The sequence below is a fragment of the Bermanella marisrubri genome, from assembly GCF_012295615.1.
In the GTDB taxonomy this organism is placed as follows: Bacteria; Pseudomonadota; Gammaproteobacteria; order Pseudomonadales; family Oceanobacteraceae; genus Bermanella; species Bermanella marisrubri.
On record NZ_CP051183.1, the window covers coordinates 23,157 to 39,579 of the forward strand.

The 16,423-nt window shown below is 44.2% G+C and carries 16 protein-coding genes; 7 read left to right on the forward strand and 9 right to left on the reverse strand.

Annotated elements, in window-relative coordinates; all coding sequences use genetic code 11:
- Nucleotides 1-11 precede the first annotated feature (11 nt).
- Nucleotides 12-962 carry a homoserine kinase gene (locus tag HF888_RS00100; RefSeq protein ID WP_007019221.1) on the forward strand — a complete coding sequence of 317 codons (951 nt, stop codon included), beginning with the start codon at nucleotides 12-14 and terminating at the stop codon, nucleotides 960-962.
- Between the two features lie 29 nt (nucleotides 963-991).
- On the opposite strand, the gene egtD is transcribed toward HF888_RS00100, so the two are convergent.
- From egtD to HF888_RS00115, 3 genes are all read right to left on the reverse strand, one after another.
- A complete protein-coding gene (gene egtD, locus HF888_RS00105; RefSeq protein ID WP_007019222.1) occupies nucleotides 992-1,957 on the reverse strand; it encodes an L-histidine N(alpha)-methyltransferase in 966 nt (321 codons plus the stop codon).
- Between the two features lie 31 nt (nucleotides 1,958-1,988).
- Nucleotides 1,989-3,248, reverse strand: a complete 1,260-nt coding sequence (egtB, locus tag HF888_RS00110; protein WP_007019223.1) for an ergothioneine biosynthesis protein EgtB — start codon at nucleotides 3,246-3,248, stop codon at nucleotides 1,989-1,991.
- Nucleotides 3,249-3,371: 123 nt separating this feature from the next.
- Entirely contained in the window at nucleotides 3,372-4,238 is an 867-nt protein-coding gene (locus HF888_RS00115) for a metal ABC transporter solute-binding protein, Zn/Mn family (RefSeq protein WP_007019224.1), read from the reverse strand.
- Nucleotides 4,239-4,314: 76 nt separating this feature from the next.
- Here HF888_RS00115 and znuC point away from each other — a divergent pair, with 76 nt between their 5' ends.
- On the forward strand, nucleotides 4,315-5,067 hold the full coding sequence (gene znuC, locus HF888_RS00120) for a zinc ABC transporter ATP-binding protein ZnuC (protein WP_007019225.1): 753 nt from the start codon (nucleotides 4,315-4,317) through the stop codon (nucleotides 5,065-5,067).
- Nucleotides 5,067-5,861 (forward strand): zinc ABC transporter permease subunit ZnuB, encoded by a 795-nt coding sequence (gene znuB, locus HF888_RS00125; RefSeq protein WP_007019226.1) that lies wholly within the window; start codon nucleotides 5,067-5,069, stop codon nucleotides 5,859-5,861. The genes znuC and znuB overlap by 1 nt, the downstream gene beginning before the upstream one ends.
- Nucleotides 5,862-5,959: 98 nt before the next feature.
- Here znuB and HF888_RS00130 read toward each other — a convergent pair whose 3' ends face one another.
- Nucleotides 5,960-6,508, reverse strand: a complete 549-nt coding sequence (locus tag HF888_RS00130; protein ID WP_007019227.1) for an SCO family protein — start codon at nucleotides 6,506-6,508, stop codon at nucleotides 5,960-5,962.
- A gap of 48 nt (nucleotides 6,509-6,556) precedes the next feature.
- Here HF888_RS00130 and HF888_RS00135 point away from each other — a divergent pair, with 48 nt between their 5' ends.
- Both HF888_RS00135 and HF888_RS00140 read left to right on the forward strand, forming a co-directional pair.
- A complete protein-coding gene (locus HF888_RS00135) occupies nucleotides 6,557-7,876 on the forward strand; it encodes an MATE family efflux transporter (RefSeq protein WP_007019228.1) in 1,320 nt (439 codons plus the stop codon).
- 388 nt (nucleotides 7,877-8,264) lie between these two features.
- Nucleotides 8,265-8,906: a hypothetical protein gene (locus tag HF888_RS00140; protein ID WP_007019229.1), complete on the forward strand. Its 642-nt coding sequence runs from the start codon at nucleotides 8,265-8,267 to the stop codon at nucleotides 8,904-8,906.
- Between the two features lie 57 nt (nucleotides 8,907-8,963).
- Here the strand turns inward: HF888_RS00140 and HF888_RS00145 are convergent, their stop codons facing one another.
- Both HF888_RS00145 and HF888_RS00150 read right to left on the reverse strand, forming a co-directional pair.
- Nucleotides 8,964-9,818, reverse strand: a complete 855-nt coding sequence (locus HF888_RS00145; RefSeq protein WP_007019230.1) for a DNA ligase — start codon at nucleotides 9,816-9,818, stop codon at nucleotides 8,964-8,966.
- Between the two features lie 131 nt (nucleotides 9,819-9,949).
- On the reverse strand, nucleotides 9,950-10,489 hold the full coding sequence (locus HF888_RS00150) for a gamma carbonic anhydrase family protein (RefSeq protein ID WP_007019231.1): 540 nt from the start codon (nucleotides 10,487-10,489) through the stop codon (nucleotides 9,950-9,952).
- Between the two features lie 128 nt (nucleotides 10,490-10,617).
- On the opposite strand from HF888_RS00150, the gene prlC reads away from it, so the two are divergent.
- On the forward strand, nucleotides 10,618-12,657 hold the full coding sequence (prlC, locus tag HF888_RS00155) for an oligopeptidase A (RefSeq protein ID WP_007019232.1): 2,040 nt from the start codon (nucleotides 10,618-10,620) through the stop codon (nucleotides 12,655-12,657).
- A gap of 124 nt (nucleotides 12,658-12,781) precedes the next feature.
- Nucleotides 12,782-13,039 carry a YheV family putative zinc ribbon protein gene (locus HF888_RS00160; protein ID WP_007019233.1) on the forward strand — a complete coding sequence of 86 codons (258 nt, stop codon included), beginning with the start codon at nucleotides 12,782-12,784 and terminating at the stop codon, nucleotides 13,037-13,039.
- A 46-nt stretch (nucleotides 13,040-13,085) separates the two neighbouring features.
- On the opposite strand, the gene HF888_RS00165 is transcribed toward HF888_RS00160, so the two are convergent.
- The 3 genes from HF888_RS00165 to HF888_RS00175 form a co-directional block, all read right to left on the reverse strand.
- A complete protein-coding gene (locus HF888_RS00165) occupies nucleotides 13,086-13,661 on the reverse strand; it encodes a hypothetical protein (protein ID WP_007019234.1) in 576 nt (191 codons plus the stop codon).
- A gap of 69 nt (nucleotides 13,662-13,730) precedes the next feature.
- A complete protein-coding gene (locus HF888_RS00170) occupies nucleotides 13,731-14,771 on the reverse strand; it encodes a glycosyltransferase family 9 protein (protein WP_007019235.1) in 1,041 nt (346 codons plus the stop codon).
- Between the two features lie 70 nt (nucleotides 14,772-14,841).
- Nucleotides 14,842-16,209, reverse strand: coding sequence for a response regulator (locus HF888_RS00175; protein WP_007019236.1), 1,368 nt, complete (start codon nucleotides 16,207-16,209; stop codon nucleotides 14,842-14,844).
- Nucleotides 16,210-16,423: the final 214 nt, after the last annotated feature.

A 16,423-nucleotide genomic window follows, 5' to 3' on the forward strand; every position in this document is an offset into this window, starting at 1 on the left:
TTGATTTAATTATGGCGGTTTATACTCAGCTTTCGCAGCAAGATATCGCTATGCTGCTGTCGACCTATGATCTTGGTAACTTAAAGAGCTTTGAGGGTGTCAGTGCAGGCATTGAAAACACCAATTACAAGGTACTGTTAAAAGATGGTCGATACTTTTTTCTCACCATTTTTGAAAACCTCAGTACGATAGAGCTGCAATATTTTCTGCCACTATTACACCATTTAAAAATCAATGGATGTCACTTGCCTGATCCCATTGCTCAAAGCGATGGCGAATATCTTTTCTCATGGCAAGGAAAACCTGGCGCGTTATTCGAATGCCTTAATGGTCATCACGTCGAGGTTCTTCAAGCAATTCATTGTGAGCGCATTGGCGAGGAACTGGCGCGGATTCATTTAGCGGCTCGATCTTTTCCAAAACAGCATGCCAACCCAAGAGGCTCTGATTGGATTCAAGCAAGACTCAATGATGACCACTTGCTTTTTAAGTCAGAAGAACGTGCTTTAGCAGAAAAAGCCATGTCACAACTGCAAGGCTTTTTCTCGCGGTGGCATCAATCGGACTTACCCCATGGTTTTATTCATGGTGATTTGTTTAACGATAACTGCTTATTCAATGATCAAGATGAAGTGATTGGTGTCATCGACTTTTACGCAGGGGGGGACGACTACTGGGTTTATGATCTAGCAATCACACAGTTAGCCTGGTGTCGTGATGATGAGGACGGATTTGACCATGCAAAACGAATCGCACTGCAAAAGGGATATGAACAAGTGCGCCCATTGCAAGATAATGAGAGAGGTTACTTAGATCATTTTCTGTTACTCGCATGCTTGCGCTTCTACTTATCGCGCATCGAATCGAGACAAATACAGCAACAAGCCGGTATGGAGGTAGTGAAAGATCCAAAAGAAATTGGCACTCGACTGCAACACATGCTTGATACTCTGTCTCGCTGATAGAGCATCAAGCATGGCTTTAATCTCTATTAACAAGCCTTTAAGTAAAACAATGAAAAATAACTGTTTGCATCTTGCCATACCTGCTGGCATTCAAAATCGTGCTGTTTTGCAAAGGCAATAAATTTATCTAGCTCAAATTTGTAACTGTATTCAGTGACAATATGCTCGCCTTGTTTAAAGTGAATCCGCTCACCGCCCAACGAGGCAACTTGATCCAACTGACTCACTAAGTGCATTTCAATGCGACTTTGTTCACTATTAAAAAACGCTAAGTGGGAAAAATGATCAGGATTGAGGCGGGCGCCAGTAATGTCATTGATATGGTTCAATATATTACTATTGAACTTAGCGGTGACGCCTTGGTGATCGTTGTACGCTTGATGCAGCACGGGCTCAGCTTTAACCATGTCTAAGCCAATTAGAAGTGAGCCATGGTCGCCTATGGTTTGTCGAACACTACTTAAAAAATCTGCTTGCTCTTTGGGAGCAAAATTTCCCAAACTGGACCCCGGAAAATAAGCCACTTTATTTTTATAATGCTTCAAACTATCCGGTAAAGTGGCTGGTTTACGATAATCTAAACAAGTAGCGTGAATTTCTAGCCAAGGGAAATCTCGACGTAAAGCGATGGCGCTGTCGTATAAAAAGTCTCGACTGATATCCAAAGGCACGTAAGCCTTCGGCTTTATTGCATCTAACAATAACCGAATTTTCGTACTAGCACCGGAGCCGTATTCAATTAATACGCAGTCGTCACCCGTGGCTTCAAGGATACTGGTTTGATTCTCTCTAAGGATCTCTATTTCGCAGCGAGTTGGATAGTATTCTGGCAAAGTGGTGATCGTTTCAAATAGAACTGAGCCAGTTTGATCGTAAAAGTACTTTGGTGAAATCCGCTTCGGACTAGCTTGTAAACCCGATAAGATTTCTGCCTGCTGATCTTGTTCTTCAATATTGTAATCGTAAAAGAACACACCTTCCGCTGTTGCCATTGAACGCTCCTTTGCTGCATTCGCCTTGCGATTAGCGATCTTCTGCCAAACGAATTCCTGTCATTGGCCAAAAATCTTGGGGATAGAAAAAGTTCCGATACGTGGTGCGCACATGACCTTCCGGAGTTAATGCACAGCCGCCTTTTAATACATATTGGTTGGTCATGAACTTACCGTTGTATTCACCCACGGCACCGGCAGCAGGTTTGTAACCGGGATAGGCTTGATACGCACTCTGTGTCCATTGCCACACTTGATGGAAAAAATCATTATCTACAGAGTAATGGGGATGTAAGCGTTCATTTTTAGGCATTTCAATTTCTTTATTAGCCACCCACTCCCATTCAAACTCTGTGGGTAGGCGTTTGCCACTCCAAGTAGCAAACGCTTGCGCCTCGTAATAATTGATGTGGCACAGGGGTTGGTTTGGATTCAAAGGCTGCAAACCCGCCAGCGTATATTCAAACCATCGACCATCGCGCTTTAACCAATAATACGGAGCACTGCATTTTTGTTGTTGCCGCCATGACCAACCATCACTCAACCACAGCAATGGATTGTCATAGCCACCATCCGAAATAAACTGCAAATATTCGGCATTACTAACTAAACGGTTGGCAAGCGCAAACGGTGTCAGCAAGGTTTTGTGCTTTGGAGTTTCATTATCAAAGCAAAAATCAAAAGTCCCTTCACGACCGATACTCACCACCTGCTCATCATACTCGAGCATTTCTAATGGGCGCAGGGGAGCAATGCTATCGGTTTTTAATTCTGCATCATAAGCAGGGTAAAGAGGGTTTTGAAAAAGACAGTATTTGATATCCATGAGCAACAACTCCTGATGCTGCTGTTCGTGGTTCAAGCCTAACTCGATTAATTGGGCAACCTCATTGCTGATCCCTTCAGTGATCAGGGAACACATTTGATCATCTATATCGGCTCGATAATGCTGGATTTGATCTAATGTCGGACGGGACAGTAAATGTCGATTAGGCCGAGAGAACTGCTCACCAATACCATTGTAATAACTATTGAATAAGTATTGAAAATGCTCGTCATACACTTGGTAATCATGACGATGCTGGAGCAATATAAAGGTTTCAAAGAACCATGTTGTATGGGCCAAATGCCATTTTGCAGGACTGACGAAGGCAGCCGCTTGAAGATTACAATCTTCAATGCTTAAAGGAGAAATGAGCGCTTCGCTTTGTCCGCGAACCCATTGATAGCGGTTCAACAGTACTTGCGTCTGTCCGGCAGAAGTACTGGGCGGCTGTATGCTGCTATTCATGGCAAGCCTTTCTATTCCATTGCGTTTCAGACTAAACAGTGCATGCCAGTCTGGCAAGTGAGTATGACGACTAGGTGACAATCAACTAGCGCGCCATATTTATAAAAAGACTAAATAAATCAATCAGTTATGGTTAAAGCAAGTAATAAATCGGTCTAACAATTGATCATAATATTGCAAAAAATTGGCATTTTTGACCTGAAATTCTGAAGCTATCGGATCAATATTAACCTGTTTAACCTCCAATCCTTGGGTTAAACGCTCCACCAAGCGTACTTTGAACTGTGGCTCCACAAATAAACAGGCCGCTTCACCCGAAGCAAGGATTTTACGTACTTCTAATATGTGGCGAGTTCCAACAGGTTGTTCTGGGTTAATTGTTACTTTTTCTAACTGCTTAAGTTCGAAATATTCATTCCAATCAACAAAGGCATCATGAAAACTTACGAACCCGACATCCGCTTTATCCGCCAAGGTGTTTCGCGCTTTCGCCAACCACTGCTGATATTGATTGCGAAACTGAGCGCCATGGGACAATTGAAAGCGATCTGCAATAGCATTGAGAATGGGCTCAATGGCCAAAGGATTTAACCAAAAGTGAGGATCGTGCACTGTGGCTGACTCTTCATCATGATGGTCGTGGAAGTGCTCATCGTGGTGGTGGAAGTCCAAGGTTGTGGATAAATCGAGATGCGATTTGCCTTGCACAATATCGCTTAAGTAGGGCTCAAAGTCCTTACCACTCCAAACAATACCATCCGCATCGGAAATACGCTGTATGTCACTAGGCTTCAAACTAAAGTCATGGGGAGACTGATTCGGCGACATTAAGGCAACCACATTGACCTCTGGCCACGCCGATTTCACCAATAGGGCCAGTGGATGCAAACTCACCATAATCGTTTTGTTTGATTTTTCTTCAGCATTGACCGCCAGCGAGGCCGTCTGCGATACAATTAAAAGCAATACAACAAAAAACACTCTATACATAACAGCTCACATCAAATTTTCCGGCGCCATATGGTATCCTATTTCCAATCTCGACGCTTTTATCTGGAAGTATTGCATGCTCATTCAAATGCGCAATCTGGCATTCGTTCGCCAAGGGCGCACCATCCTTGAAAATATCGATCTCACGATTAAGCGAGGAGAAATCGTTACCCTCATCGGCCCCAATGGTGCAGGTAAAAGCACATTGCTCAAAATTGCCTTGGGTCTATTGGCGCCAAGCTCAGGCTCGCGTCAGGCGATAGCCAACATTCGCATCGGCTATATGCCGCAAAAACTCAGTTTGCCGGAAACACTACCATTGACGGTGAAAGACTTTTTAAAGTTAGCAAAGAGCTATGAAAAAAGTCAGCTGCAACACGTAGTTCACCGCCTCAAAATCGACCACTTACTAAAGACACCAATGCAGCGTTTGTCTGGTGGTGAGCTGCAACGCACTCTGCTCGCCAGAGCGCTATTGTGCAAACCAGAACTTCTGGTTCTCGATGAGCCTGTTCAAGGCTTGGATGTAAGCGGTCAGTCTGAGCTTTACCATTTAATTCACAATTTACGCGAGGAATTAGATTGTGGTGTGCTTATGGTCAGCCATGATTTACACCTAGTGATGGCCAATACCGACAAAGTGATTTGCCTTAATGGCCATGTCTGTTGCGAAGGACACCCGCAAACCATACAGCAAGATCCAAGCTACTTAGAATTATTTGGTCGCGCGATGCCCGCTCACCTGGCCCCTTATACTCACCATCATGATCACACCCATGATGCCCATTGCAGCCATGGCCTCAATGGCAATACCGAGGAGAAACACTAATGCTGTGGTTATTAGATGCACTTCTCGCTGGCTGGTTATTAAGCCTAATGAGTGGTCCCCTGGGTTCCTTTATTGTTTGGCGACGCATGGCCTATTTTGGCGATACCCTAGCTCATAGTGCGCTATTAGGGGTCACCCTTGGTTTTCTCATGGATGTGCAGCTCAACATTGCCATCATTCTATGTGCCATCTTTATTGCTGTATTACTCGCTAACCTGCAAAGACAACAATTAATCCCCAGCGATACTTTGTTGGGGCTAATGGCTCACACCACATTGGCGGCCGGTCTGGTGACGTTAAGCATGGTGGATAATGTGCGCATCGATCTAAACTCGTATTTGTTTGGTGATTTGTTAGCCGTCAGTCGCCAAGATTTATACAGTCTGGCGATTGGCAGCGCTTTGGTGTTAGCTGCCATCATCAAAATGTGGCGCGGTTTATTAGCTGCCAGTGTGTCGGAAGAACTGGCAGAGGTAGAAGGCTACAACGTAGCCCGTCTGCGTTTAATGTTTATGGTGCTATTGGCCATTGTCATCGCCGGAGCCATGAAGCTGGTTGGTGTACTCTTGATCACAGCCCTACTGATTATTCCCGCAGCAGCGGCACGCCCCTTTAGTCGACACCCGCAGCAAATGGCCTTTATTGCGACGATATTGAGTATGATTTCAGTGGCATTAGGCCTTGGCCTTTCTTATCAATGGGATACGCCAGCAGGGCCGAGTGTGGTGCTCGCCAGCGCCATCATCTTTTTAATCAGCCAAAGCGCTTTTCAACTCAGCAAACGAAATGCTTAAGGGTGCTATTTCGATTTAACCCGTTAGACCTTCAATACCACGCCGTGATCTTGAACACGATCAAGGCCAGAGCTTAAAGTGACTTATTAGAGGTGCCCTTAGAGCTGATTTATAAAATCACTTACCTTCTGAGTATCAAAGGGTTCTGTAATGAAGCCTTGATACTCACCTTGCGGATTAACCAGAATAATCTGCGAACTATGGTCCATTAAATAGCTATCGCCATGGGGCTGTTTTTGAAAAAACACATGTAGCTGTCGGCTAAGTTGTTCAATTTCATTAAGCGCCCCAGTCCAACCTTGGAATTTTGGATTGAAGTATTCTAAATAAGATTTTAACTGCTTAGGTGTATCCCGTTCAGGGTCTACGCTGATCATCACTACTTGGAAATTATCTTTCTCCACATTTTTGGCAATCCGGTTCATTTCGGCCAAAGTAGTAGGGCAGACATCCGGACAATAGGTAAAGCCAAAAAAGACAAGACTCCATTGCCCTATAAAATCCTCTTTCGTTACCGTTTCACTATCTTGATTGGTCAAAGAGAAATCGAGAATCTCAACCGCTTTAGGCAACGGCTGGTAACTCTCGGGCATCGGCTGCGAGCACGCCACTAAAGTGAACAAGACAAGATAAGTTAAGTACCGCATAATGAGCTCCTTTGCGTAATCCCTATATCAAAGCACTCTGGACTCATTGTGGCAACCATCGAATCCACTACTTCTCAGTCAACACATCGACGAATTTGGCAGCTCGCCATCCCCATCATGCTCAGCAACATATCGGTACCACTTTTGGGGTTAGTGGATACCGCCATTTTAGGTCACCTTGACGATAGTCGATATTTAGCAGCGGTGGCCATGGGCTCTAGTTTATTCACGTTTGTATTCTGGAGCTTTTCTTTCCTACGCATGGGCACAACCGCTTTAGTAGCGCAAAATCATGATAAGCAGAATACGTTAGTGGCTATCATGCACAATGCGTATTTGATTGCTTTAGCAGTAGGCTTCTCGATTATCCTTATCGGCCACTGGCTAATACCTTTTATGCTTTGGTTAGTAGATGGTGTCCCTGAGGTGACACCTCTTGCTCACGACTATTTGCAAATTCGTTTTTATTTTGCACCCGTGACGCTATTAAATTACGCGCTACTAGGCTACTTCATTGGCCAGGGACGCAACCACGTTCTTTTATTATTGTTATTTTCGGCGAACGTTATTAATGGCTTGTTGAATTACTATTTTGTTTACCATTTAGAGATGAATAGTAATGGAATTGCATGGGCAACAAACATAGCAGAAAGCATACAGTGTTTATTAGCCATTATTTTACTGAAATTAAATTTGTTCAAAGGTATTAATATCGGCGCTTTGAAGTTTCATTTCAAAACGTTTTTTCGTCTCAACTTTCAACTCTTTTTGCGCACTTTTTTCTTACTCTTTACCTTTGCTTTTTTTATGGCACAGGGCGCACAAATGAGTGCCGTAACACTGAGCGCAAATGCCATCATAATTAATTTGCTTCTGTTTATGAGCAACGCGCTTGATGGCTTTGCCTTGGCTTCGGAGTCATTAGTAGGTAAAGCTTATGCTCGAAAAGCAAGTAAAGAAATTAAAGTAATTACTCAAGTTAGTGGTTTTTGGTCCTTTATCACAGCTATTGTATTCACGTTATTACTGATAATTTTTCATACCTTCATTTTATCATTGCTCACCAGTCAAGAACCCGTACTCGCGCTGCTTATCGAATTGAAGTGGTGGCTCATCTTCCTGCCTCTTGCAGGATTCGCCAGTTATTGGCTTGATGGTATATACGTTGGTCTTGCTGATGCCCGCTCTATGCGCGACAGTGTCATTATTAGTCTATTCACTTTATTTCTTCCAATTCAGTACTTTGTACCTGGCATTACTGGACTATGGCTTGCGATGTATTCGTTCTTGATAGGTCGTGCAATGTGGCTAGTATTGAAGCTACCAGGCAGGATGAAACAAGTAGAGTCTCAAAAATTTGAACAATAAGTCAGTAATGTTGTGATATTCGATATTTGAACTAAGCTTTAAGGGTCAAATAATTCTAAAAATAAAAATGCCACTGCCCCGAACTTTTTATCCTTTTTTTGTCTAAAAAAATGTTAGGTAAGTGATTGTTTACCGCTCAAGATTCTCGTAACTTAGACGAGCGCGAAGGGAACATACATATCTAAAGTCCGATATATATGTGTGCAAAATAACGAATAAAATATCCATTCATTTGCAAACGGAAAACTACAACGCTGTTGCTAATCACAAGCACTGACCCCACTCTATTGATAATTGAGGCGGGCACAATGAAAAAACGCCGATTAGCACATGCCCCATGGTGATGTCTGTTTAAGCTCAACAGAGCATGAATGAACAAGGAGTAAACATGCGGGTCAGTACATTACGTCAATGTATTAGTCAGGCGTTTTTTCATGAAGAGAAAACTCACTGCCTAGAACGACATTTGAAATCTCACATAAGCAATTTTCCAAATCGCTTAAAAATCACTAAGGAAAATGAGTTAGAGTCTTTAAAAAAGTTTGCCATGGAATACATTCACCATGTGCCTGACTTTTTGGATTCTCTCAAACAGGCTTCCATCAAAGCAGGTATCGAAGAGCACGTTTTTCCTTTTTTAAGAATTGCGGAAGAGTATTTCATCAAGCCACCTAAATTGCCTAATGATCACATTGGGTTGATGGCATTAATGGATGAAGCCTATTTAGCTCATCGATTATTTGAAGAGGTGAACGATCGCTATATTGCAAGAGTGGGAATGCCGCTCATTCCGTGGGACATGACATTAGCCAATGTGGTTGCACATCAACTCGTAGGTGAAGAGCTTGCTAACGAGTTAGATGAAAAAGTACACCAAACCGTTAATCAAATGATGCCCGCTGAGCAAAATTACGATAGTCAGCAATTCAAACAATATGTGGAAGAGGAACAAGGCAATACCACTTCGATCTGGCAGGAGTGGCCTTGCTTAGGTAAGGCAGCGGGTATTGATTGGGCGCTTTCCTATTAATCAATAAAATAATGAAGTAGAAACACAAAGCATGAGCGATTCAACGTTCATGCTTTTTTATTTATCGTCTTGGCGAATTCGTTCGAAGCTGGCAAACCTTGGTAAACCTCGTTCGGTATAGCCCTGATAGGTATAAGTGATGGTGCTGCCGATGGGTGGCGGATTGTCACGCTCTTCATCACTAAAACCCGTCCCAATTTTAAACAGTGTTCCGTCCGGCTTTTCAACCCAGATGGCCCCCACACTGCCGTCATATTTTCCCTGTCCTGCTTGATACGCGATGACTTTAGCTTCTGCATCTTGACGACGCTTATACTTGAGCAACATATTACTGCGACCGACCAAATAAGAGCTGCCTGCGGGGCGCAACATCACACCTTCAGCGCCTTGCTCTGTAAGGGCATCAAGGCGTGATTCGATCGCCGCTAAATCAGTTACTTTTTCTTGCTGCACCCACTGAACATGATCTATGTCCAAATTTTTAATCAGGTTTTGCAATATCGACTGACGTGATTCAAATGGCTCGTCTTGTTGTAGTGGTAAATCAAATACTTGAAAACTAACTTGGCGCCACTGCGCATCATTCGGTTCTTCATCTAGAACGACTCTCATCAACGCCTGATATTGACCACGACCGATCCAAAGCTCGCCATCCAATGGCTCGTCCGGTAATCCCATCGTAAAATACTCGGGAGCATGAATGATCTGACCGGATCGACTCAATAATTGAGAACCATCCCAAAAGCAGCGCATACCATCCAGCTTTTCACTAAGCCAGTAGGTACCTGAAAAGGATTCAGCCTTGAATGATTTCGCTAGAGACAAAGGGGGAATAGCTGTTTGTGCCAACAACCAGGTTGGAACAATCAACAATAAAAAAAAAAGAATGAGGGCGGGTGCTGCGTTAGTCACGGTTCTTCCTTGAACGTTTTTCTTTCATGTTATGCTACTTGCTGCTTGAGTAACATCCTTTGAAAGTCTTAGTCGTTAATCAATTGTTTAAATTGTGAACGATGTCCGTTCTACACATGTTTCTGAATCGATTATTTATAGCCTTCGGCTATATGCTCATTTTTTAGTTTGACGTAATTACCCGCTGTATAAGAGAAATACGCCAGCTCTTTGTCTGTCAAAGCACGGGCTTTTTTGGCTGGTCTGCCCACGTATAGATAACCTGACTCGAGAGTTTTATTTGGCGGTACCAAAGCGCCTGCCCCAAGAACCACTTGATCCTCAATCACTGCCCCATCCATAACCATAGATTGCATACCAATTAAAACCTGCGAGCCGATAGTGCAACCATGCAACATAGCCATATGACCTATGGTCACTTCGTTGCCGATAATCAGCGGATAACCACCTGGGTTGTAATCACTGGCATGAGTTATATGCAATACCGAACCATCCTGTATTGAGGTACGATGACCAATCCTAATTTTATGCATATCACCACGAATCACCGCATTGGGCCAGACAGAGCAATCATCTCCTATCTCAACATCGCCTATTATTGTTGATGTGGGATCCACAAAAACCGTTTCACCGAGTTTTGGCGTATGACCCTTGAAAGAACGAACACCCATATCATTACCTTTTTATATCATCGCTATAGCTTGAAATTACTGGTTTCACCCCAAGCTTACAAGCTAACATCCTTACTATTCTATTAGCTTATGCGTTTGTCTTTGCGCATTTGAACAACGAGTTGCTTATGACTAATACGTTACGCAAACCTGCCGCCTTACCAAATTTCTCTGAAATTACTGTAAGTGACATTGAGCCCGCAATCACTGCCCATCTAGAACACAACCTAAAAGCCATTGATGAAATCTGCGCACAATCAGAATTCAACTATGGCAACGTTGTTGCTCGCATGGAAGAACTTGACGATGTGCTAGGCAAAGCATGGAGTCCAGTGGGTCACCTAAATAGTGTCATGAATAACGACGAGTTGCGTGAAGCCTACAATGCATGTCTGCCCAAACTATCTGAATATCAAACCAAGGTCGGTCAGAATAAAGGTCTGCAGCAAGCTTACCAAGCCATCAAAGATAGCGCTGAATATTCCAAGCTTAACAAAGCCCAGAAGAAAACCATTGATAACGCTCTACGGGATTTTCACTTGGGTGGTGTGGATTTAGCGGATGATAAAAAGCAACGCTTTGGTGAAATCCAATCACGCTTGAGCGAATTATCCAGTAAGTTTGGTGAGAACCTGTTAGATGCCACCAACACATGGCAGAAAGTGATTACCGACGTGAAAAAGCTGACTGGCGTGCCCGAGTCAGCACTTGAAGGTTTCGCCGAAGCGGCCAAGCAAGCAGACAAAGAGGGCTACTTACTGACCCTAGATATTCCATGTTATTTGCCTGTGATGACGTACTGCGATAATCAAGACTTACGCAAAGAGCTGTACACAGCCTTCAATACCCGTGCATCGGATCAAGGCCCCAACGCAGGTGAATACGACAATAGCGCCATCATGGATGAGATTCTTGCCTTGCGTCATGAGCTGGCGCAGCTACTGGGCTACGAAAGCTACGCGCACCTATCACTGGCCGATAAAATGGCAGAAAGCCCACAACAGGTCATGGGTTTCTTGAACGATTTGGCCAGCAAATCACATAACCAAGCCAAGCAAGAATTTGCTGAATTAGAAGCCTTCGCCAAAGACGAATGCGGTGCAACCGAACTCAATCCTTGGGATGTGCCTTATTACGGTGAGAAGCTGAAACAAGCTCGCTACAACATTAGCCAAGAAGATATACGCCCATACTTCCCTGCGCCAAAAGTACTTAACGGTCTATTTGAGGTGGTTCGTCGACTGTTTAATGTGGATGTGGAAGCGGTTGAAGATGCAGAGGTGTATCACCCAGACGTGACCCTTTACAGCATTAAGAAAGACGGCAAGACCATTGCTCAGTTCTATTTGGATTTATATGCTCGCGCGAAAAAACGCGGTGGCGCTTGGATGGATGAGTGCCGTGTACGGCGCGTAAAAGCTGATGGAGAATTGCAAATTCCAGTGGCCTATTTGGTCTGTAACTTCACACCTCCCGTTGGAGATAAGCCAGCGCTCTTAACCCATGATGAAGTGGAAACCTTGTTCCATGAATTTGGCCACGGTATCCATCACATGCTGACACAAGTAGACACCGCAGCGGTGAGCGGTATCAATGGTGTGGCATGGGATGCCGTAGAACTCCCAAGTCAGTTTATGGAAAACTGGTGCTGGGAACCCGAAGCCTTGGCGTTCATCAGTGGTCATGTGGACACTGGTGAGCCTTTACCACAGGACATGCTCGATAAAATGCTGGCTGCTAAGCACTTCCAAAGCGCTATGATGATGGTACGTCAGCTTGAGTTCAGTCTATTTGATTTCCGTATCCATATGGAATTTAACCCAGACGCGCCAACGGCCATTCAAGATACTTTGAATGAAGTGCGCCAACAGGTGGCCGTGATGCAACCCCCTGAATTTAATCGCTTCCAGCATGGCTTTGGACATATCTTTGCCGGTGGCTACGCAGCGGGTTATTACAGCTACAAATGGGCTGAAGTACTCAGTGCCGATGCCTACAGCCGCTTTGAAGATGAAGGCATCTTTAACCAGGAAACCGGTAAGAGCTTCTTCAATGAAATCCTAAGCCGTGGTGGTGAAGACGAAGCGTCTGTGTTGTTTGAAAACTTCCGCGGACGGGAGCCGAGTGTGGAGCCACTACTGCGCCACTCTGGCATTAAGGCAGCCTAATGTGCTATTGCACCTGAAGCTGCTTCGGAAACGCTTCTATTCATAAAGCATTATTGTCACTGGATTTTTATCCGAGTACGCAAACCGCTATAATGGCGGCTAATGACCATTAAGAGAGGCCGCCATGTTTAAGGCTCAAAAACGTTTTATCGCCGGTGCCGTTTGCCCAAAATGCTCTGAAATGGACAAGCTAGTAATGTTCATCAATGAAGACGGTAAGCAAACCCGTGAATGCGTGGCCTGCGGTTACGTGGATGTAATGAAAGATGAGGTGGAAACACCTGAAGAACTGAAGACACGAGTCACCCCTGAAGGCAAGGCTGTTCGTGATGAGGGAGAACAGCCCATTCGTATTTTTGAGGCGCCGCCGCAGAAGCATTGATCCATTTTTTAGGCCTCGTCTTGAGGCCTAAAATCGAGTAGCACTGTTATTTCTTGATATGAGGCTCGTCATAATCCAGCTCTGTTGGGTAATCTTCACCTTCCGGAACTAGCCCCAAAAATAGCTCATTGTTATCGTCTATATAGGCGATTTGCTTTGTTATACGATCGTCAGCCGTTGGAAAAAAACAATCGAGCACGCTCTGACTCTCACCAGCGACCCAATCCGATCTATCACAAGTTTCCCTAGTATTGGCTCTAGCAACGCCATCCGCATTTAAGGCCACAAAGTCCGCTGAACTAATAGATATTTCTAACTTGGTTACGTTTTCACCTGTGCCCAACGCGACATTTTCCAAGATTTTAAAAGTATTCGTGGTTCTGAACTCAGATATCTTGAACTGATCTTCGCATCCCGAAGAGCTATAAGTGGTACTCAACGTATATAACCTTGATCCCGAAAACGTAAATGTGGTGTTTGCATAGTACTGCCCGTCTGCACTGGAGTCGTAACAATAATCGGGCTTCCATGTACCCTCCAAAAAGGTAGCATCTTCAGATTCAGAGCCACAGGCAATCAACATTAACGAAGTAATGGTTACGATAAGTCCTTTGTAATTCATAGAATATTTCTCCAATTTTCTACAGTTTTAAGGGTTGTGAAAACTATCATAAAAGCTATGCAGCTTCTGTTAAAAAATGTTCGATAACCGATCAACTACATCTTGCTCAGTAATTAGGTCCATAGCATCTTGATGGTGTACTCGCTCATGCCATTTCGCCTCGGAGAATGGCTTGCCTAGATATTTTCCAACCGCCTCTGGGTATTTATCAATGGTATAAGAAGGTTCTTGATAGGGGCCGGATAAACCGGAACGGGCAACGGCATAGAGCCCAATGACTGGCGTGCCCATGGCAACCGCAATGTGAGTAGGCCCGGTATCGGGAGCGATCAAGGCATCCGCCTCGCCTAATAATGCGACGATTTCTTTGTGTTTGGTTTTCCCCACCATATTGTCAACTGGATGCTGACAAAGCGATTCTATATCCGCGGCTAAATCCAATTCATTTTTCGCCGGCCCACCGGTTAATACCACTTGGCAATCCCAACGTTCAATGGCTTGATCAATGACTTGCGCATAATGTTCTGCTTTCCAAGTGCGCTCGGCCTTGCTGGCTGCAGCGTTAATAGCCAACATCTTGGGCTTTTTACGCTGTGCTTTTGCCCAAGTTTGAGTTTCCTCATTGGTATAGAGAAAAAAGTCATAGTCCGCTTTGGCAGGGACGTTAATACCTAAATAATCCGCAAACCCCATGAAGCCCTCTGCCAGATGCTCATCTCGAGAAGGAATCTGTTCCTTCACAAACCACGAATGCAAGTCTTTGGCTCGACCGTTATCAAAACCAATTTTACGTTTCGCATTGATATGGGGATAAATCAGGTTCGTGCGAAAACTGGCCTGAGCGGCAATCAGCACATCAAATTCATACTGCTTAAACAGCTTGCGCAGACTCATATAGTCTTTGATTTTTTGCGGCTTAGGAATGACCAAAAACTCCACCCCTGGCAAACCCTCAAGCATTGGATAAACCGCGGAACTGGTAATCCAAGTAATTTTGCAATCAGGCCATGCGGACTGCATAGCACGAATCATAGGAATGGCTAGCACCACATCCCCAAGGGCGGAAAGGCGAAAGAATGCGATATGTTTTGGCGATGTGTTAGAAGTCATGGCTGGCTATCGATCATTATTTACCGGGCAGTATAACCGAGAGGAAGTAGCGACGCATGGATGTTTATAACTAGGGGATCAACTCATATTCCAAGCGACGATTCTTGGCAGCGATACGATTCCACTCTTTACTGGTCACATTTGCTGAGGGAACAGGATAATCTTCTAGCGTATATTGAGTTCCCATCTCAATGGCGGAGAGATAGATTGCCACATATTGATCATCTAACCTTCTTACAAAATCATCTAGCTGTTTGAATTCCACCGACTGGCCAATGGCATACTCTGGGCTTGTATCACATTGCAGTACAGACTCTGTACTGTCTAATAAAGAGGGTGTTCCTGCATTGCTTCGTTCACAGAAATTGCCATCATGAAATTTAATCACTAGCGATCCCTGAAATCCCTGATCACTTAATTGCGCTACCATTTCCGACAAATAATTTTGATAGGCCGGTGAATTCAAAGTCTGTTGATAACCAACTTGGTTGTTTTGGTTTAACGCCCATTCCAACGTTCGAATATCAACTAATGATTCTGAATTATTAGGTTCAAGGTTCTGAACTGACGTACTAGCAACGGCGTCTTTTAAGTCACTAATTGCTTTGGACTGCTTATCTATGACCGCTTTTAGAGGCTCGAAATTGTCTTGTGGTTGCTCACCGGAGTCAAAAAATACAAATGCTGCGGCCACGAATAAAAGCGTAGCTAATACAATCTTGTGCCAAAATACATTGCGACTCGAAAGATCTCTTACAGTAGGCTCTAACTGAGAAACCATTTCTCGTAATAGTGAATGCAGATCCTGCTTGATCGTATCTCGCTGCTCTATGAATAACTGCCGAAACAGTTTTCGCATGGAGTCTTTTTCTAAGTCTTCACTGGCACTACGGGCAAGCTCATCCAAACTGTGCTGCGTATTAGCAATGATATGAGCTTGCTGCTCGGCAGCACGAGAGGCCTCTTGTTTTGCAAGTGCTGCGGATGCTGAATCAGACTCAGTTTGACTTACTTTTTGCGGTATCAAGCTTAACTGGCGAAGGACTTTTTCTAGCTGAACTGGCTTTAGCTTTTTGGGCAAGACGCCAACAGCACCTAACGCTCGCGCTTGATTAATGTAGACACCCTCATCTTTAGAGGTGTACATCATAATGGGAATCTTTGCGGTACTCGGATCGCTTTTTATGACTTGAACTGCTTGAAAACCATCCATTCCAGGCATCATATGATCCATAAAGATCACATCAGGCTTTAAAGCACTCAAGATTCCCAAGGCTTCTTCAGCACTCTCAGCGGTCTCAACCTTAATCTGGTGCTCCAGCAGCATTTCTCTGAGAACGTATCGAGCAAGCTTAGAGTCATCAACCACCAAAGCCGTCTTGTTCAAGCTCGCCTGCTTATTATCCGCAGCTTGAGATGAAGAGGAATGAGTGGACATGGGTAAGCTCCGAGAAGTCAAAAGGGCGCAGTATAAGTCAACCTGCATAAGAGTTTATGACTTCAATTCACAAAGCCGAATCCCGTCACAGAAATATATGCGATTCATGAAGAAACTTAGACACCATCACAAATAGAATCTGAGCGTTTTCCCAGTGGTTGGAGAAACGCACGAATCATTAATAAGGGGAGGTCAAATAGCTCGGCGAAAGATT

What these genes read in the sequence shown, in the direction of transcription:
- HF888_RS00100 (WP_007019221.1), top strand. Translation starts at nt 12, where the DNA reads ATGGCGGTTTATACTCAGCTTTCGCAGCAAGATATCGCTATGCTGCTG.
- egtD (WP_007019222.1), bottom strand. Translation starts at nt 1,957, where the DNA reads ATGGCAACAGCGGAAGGTGTGTTCTTTTACGATTACAATATTGAAGAA.
- egtB (WP_007019223.1), bottom strand. Translation starts at nt 3,248, where the DNA reads ATGAATAGCAGCATACAGCCGCCCAGTACTTCTGCCGGACAGACGCAA.
- HF888_RS00115 (WP_007019224.1), bottom strand. Translation starts at nt 4,238, where the DNA reads ATGTATAGAGTGTTTTTTGTTGTATTGCTTTTAATTGTATCGCAGACG.
- znuC (WP_007019225.1), top strand. Translation starts at nt 4,315, where the DNA reads ATGCTCATTCAAATGCGCAATCTGGCATTCGTTCGCCAAGGGCGCACC.
- znuB (WP_007019226.1), top strand. Translation starts at nt 5,067, where the DNA reads ATGCTGTGGTTATTAGATGCACTTCTCGCTGGCTGGTTATTAAGCCTA.
- HF888_RS00130 (WP_007019227.1), bottom strand. Translation starts at nt 6,508, where the DNA reads ATGCGGTACTTAACTTATCTTGTCTTGTTCACTTTAGTGGCGTGCTCG.
- HF888_RS00140 (WP_007019229.1), top strand. Translation starts at nt 8,265, where the DNA reads ATGCGGGTCAGTACATTACGTCAATGTATTAGTCAGGCGTTTTTTCAT.
- HF888_RS00150 (WP_007019231.1), bottom strand. Translation starts at nt 10,489, where the DNA reads ATGGGTGTTCGTTCTTTCAAGGGTCATACGCCAAAACTCGGTGAAACG.
- prlC (WP_007019232.1), top strand. Translation starts at nt 10,618, where the DNA reads ATGACTAATACGTTACGCAAACCTGCCGCCTTACCAAATTTCTCTGAA.
- HF888_RS00160 (WP_007019233.1), top strand. Translation starts at nt 12,782, where the DNA reads ATGTTTAAGGCTCAAAAACGTTTTATCGCCGGTGCCGTTTGCCCAAAA.
- HF888_RS00165 (WP_007019234.1), bottom strand. Translation starts at nt 13,661, where the DNA reads ATGAATTACAAAGGACTTATCGTAACCATTACTTCGTTAATGTTGATT.
- HF888_RS00170 (WP_007019235.1), bottom strand. Translation starts at nt 14,771, where the DNA reads ATGACTTCTAACACATCGCCAAAACATATCGCATTCTTTCGCCTTTCC.
- HF888_RS00175 (WP_007019236.1), bottom strand. Translation starts at nt 16,209, where the DNA reads ATGTCCACTCATTCCTCTTCATCTCAAGCTGCGGATAATAAGCAGGCG.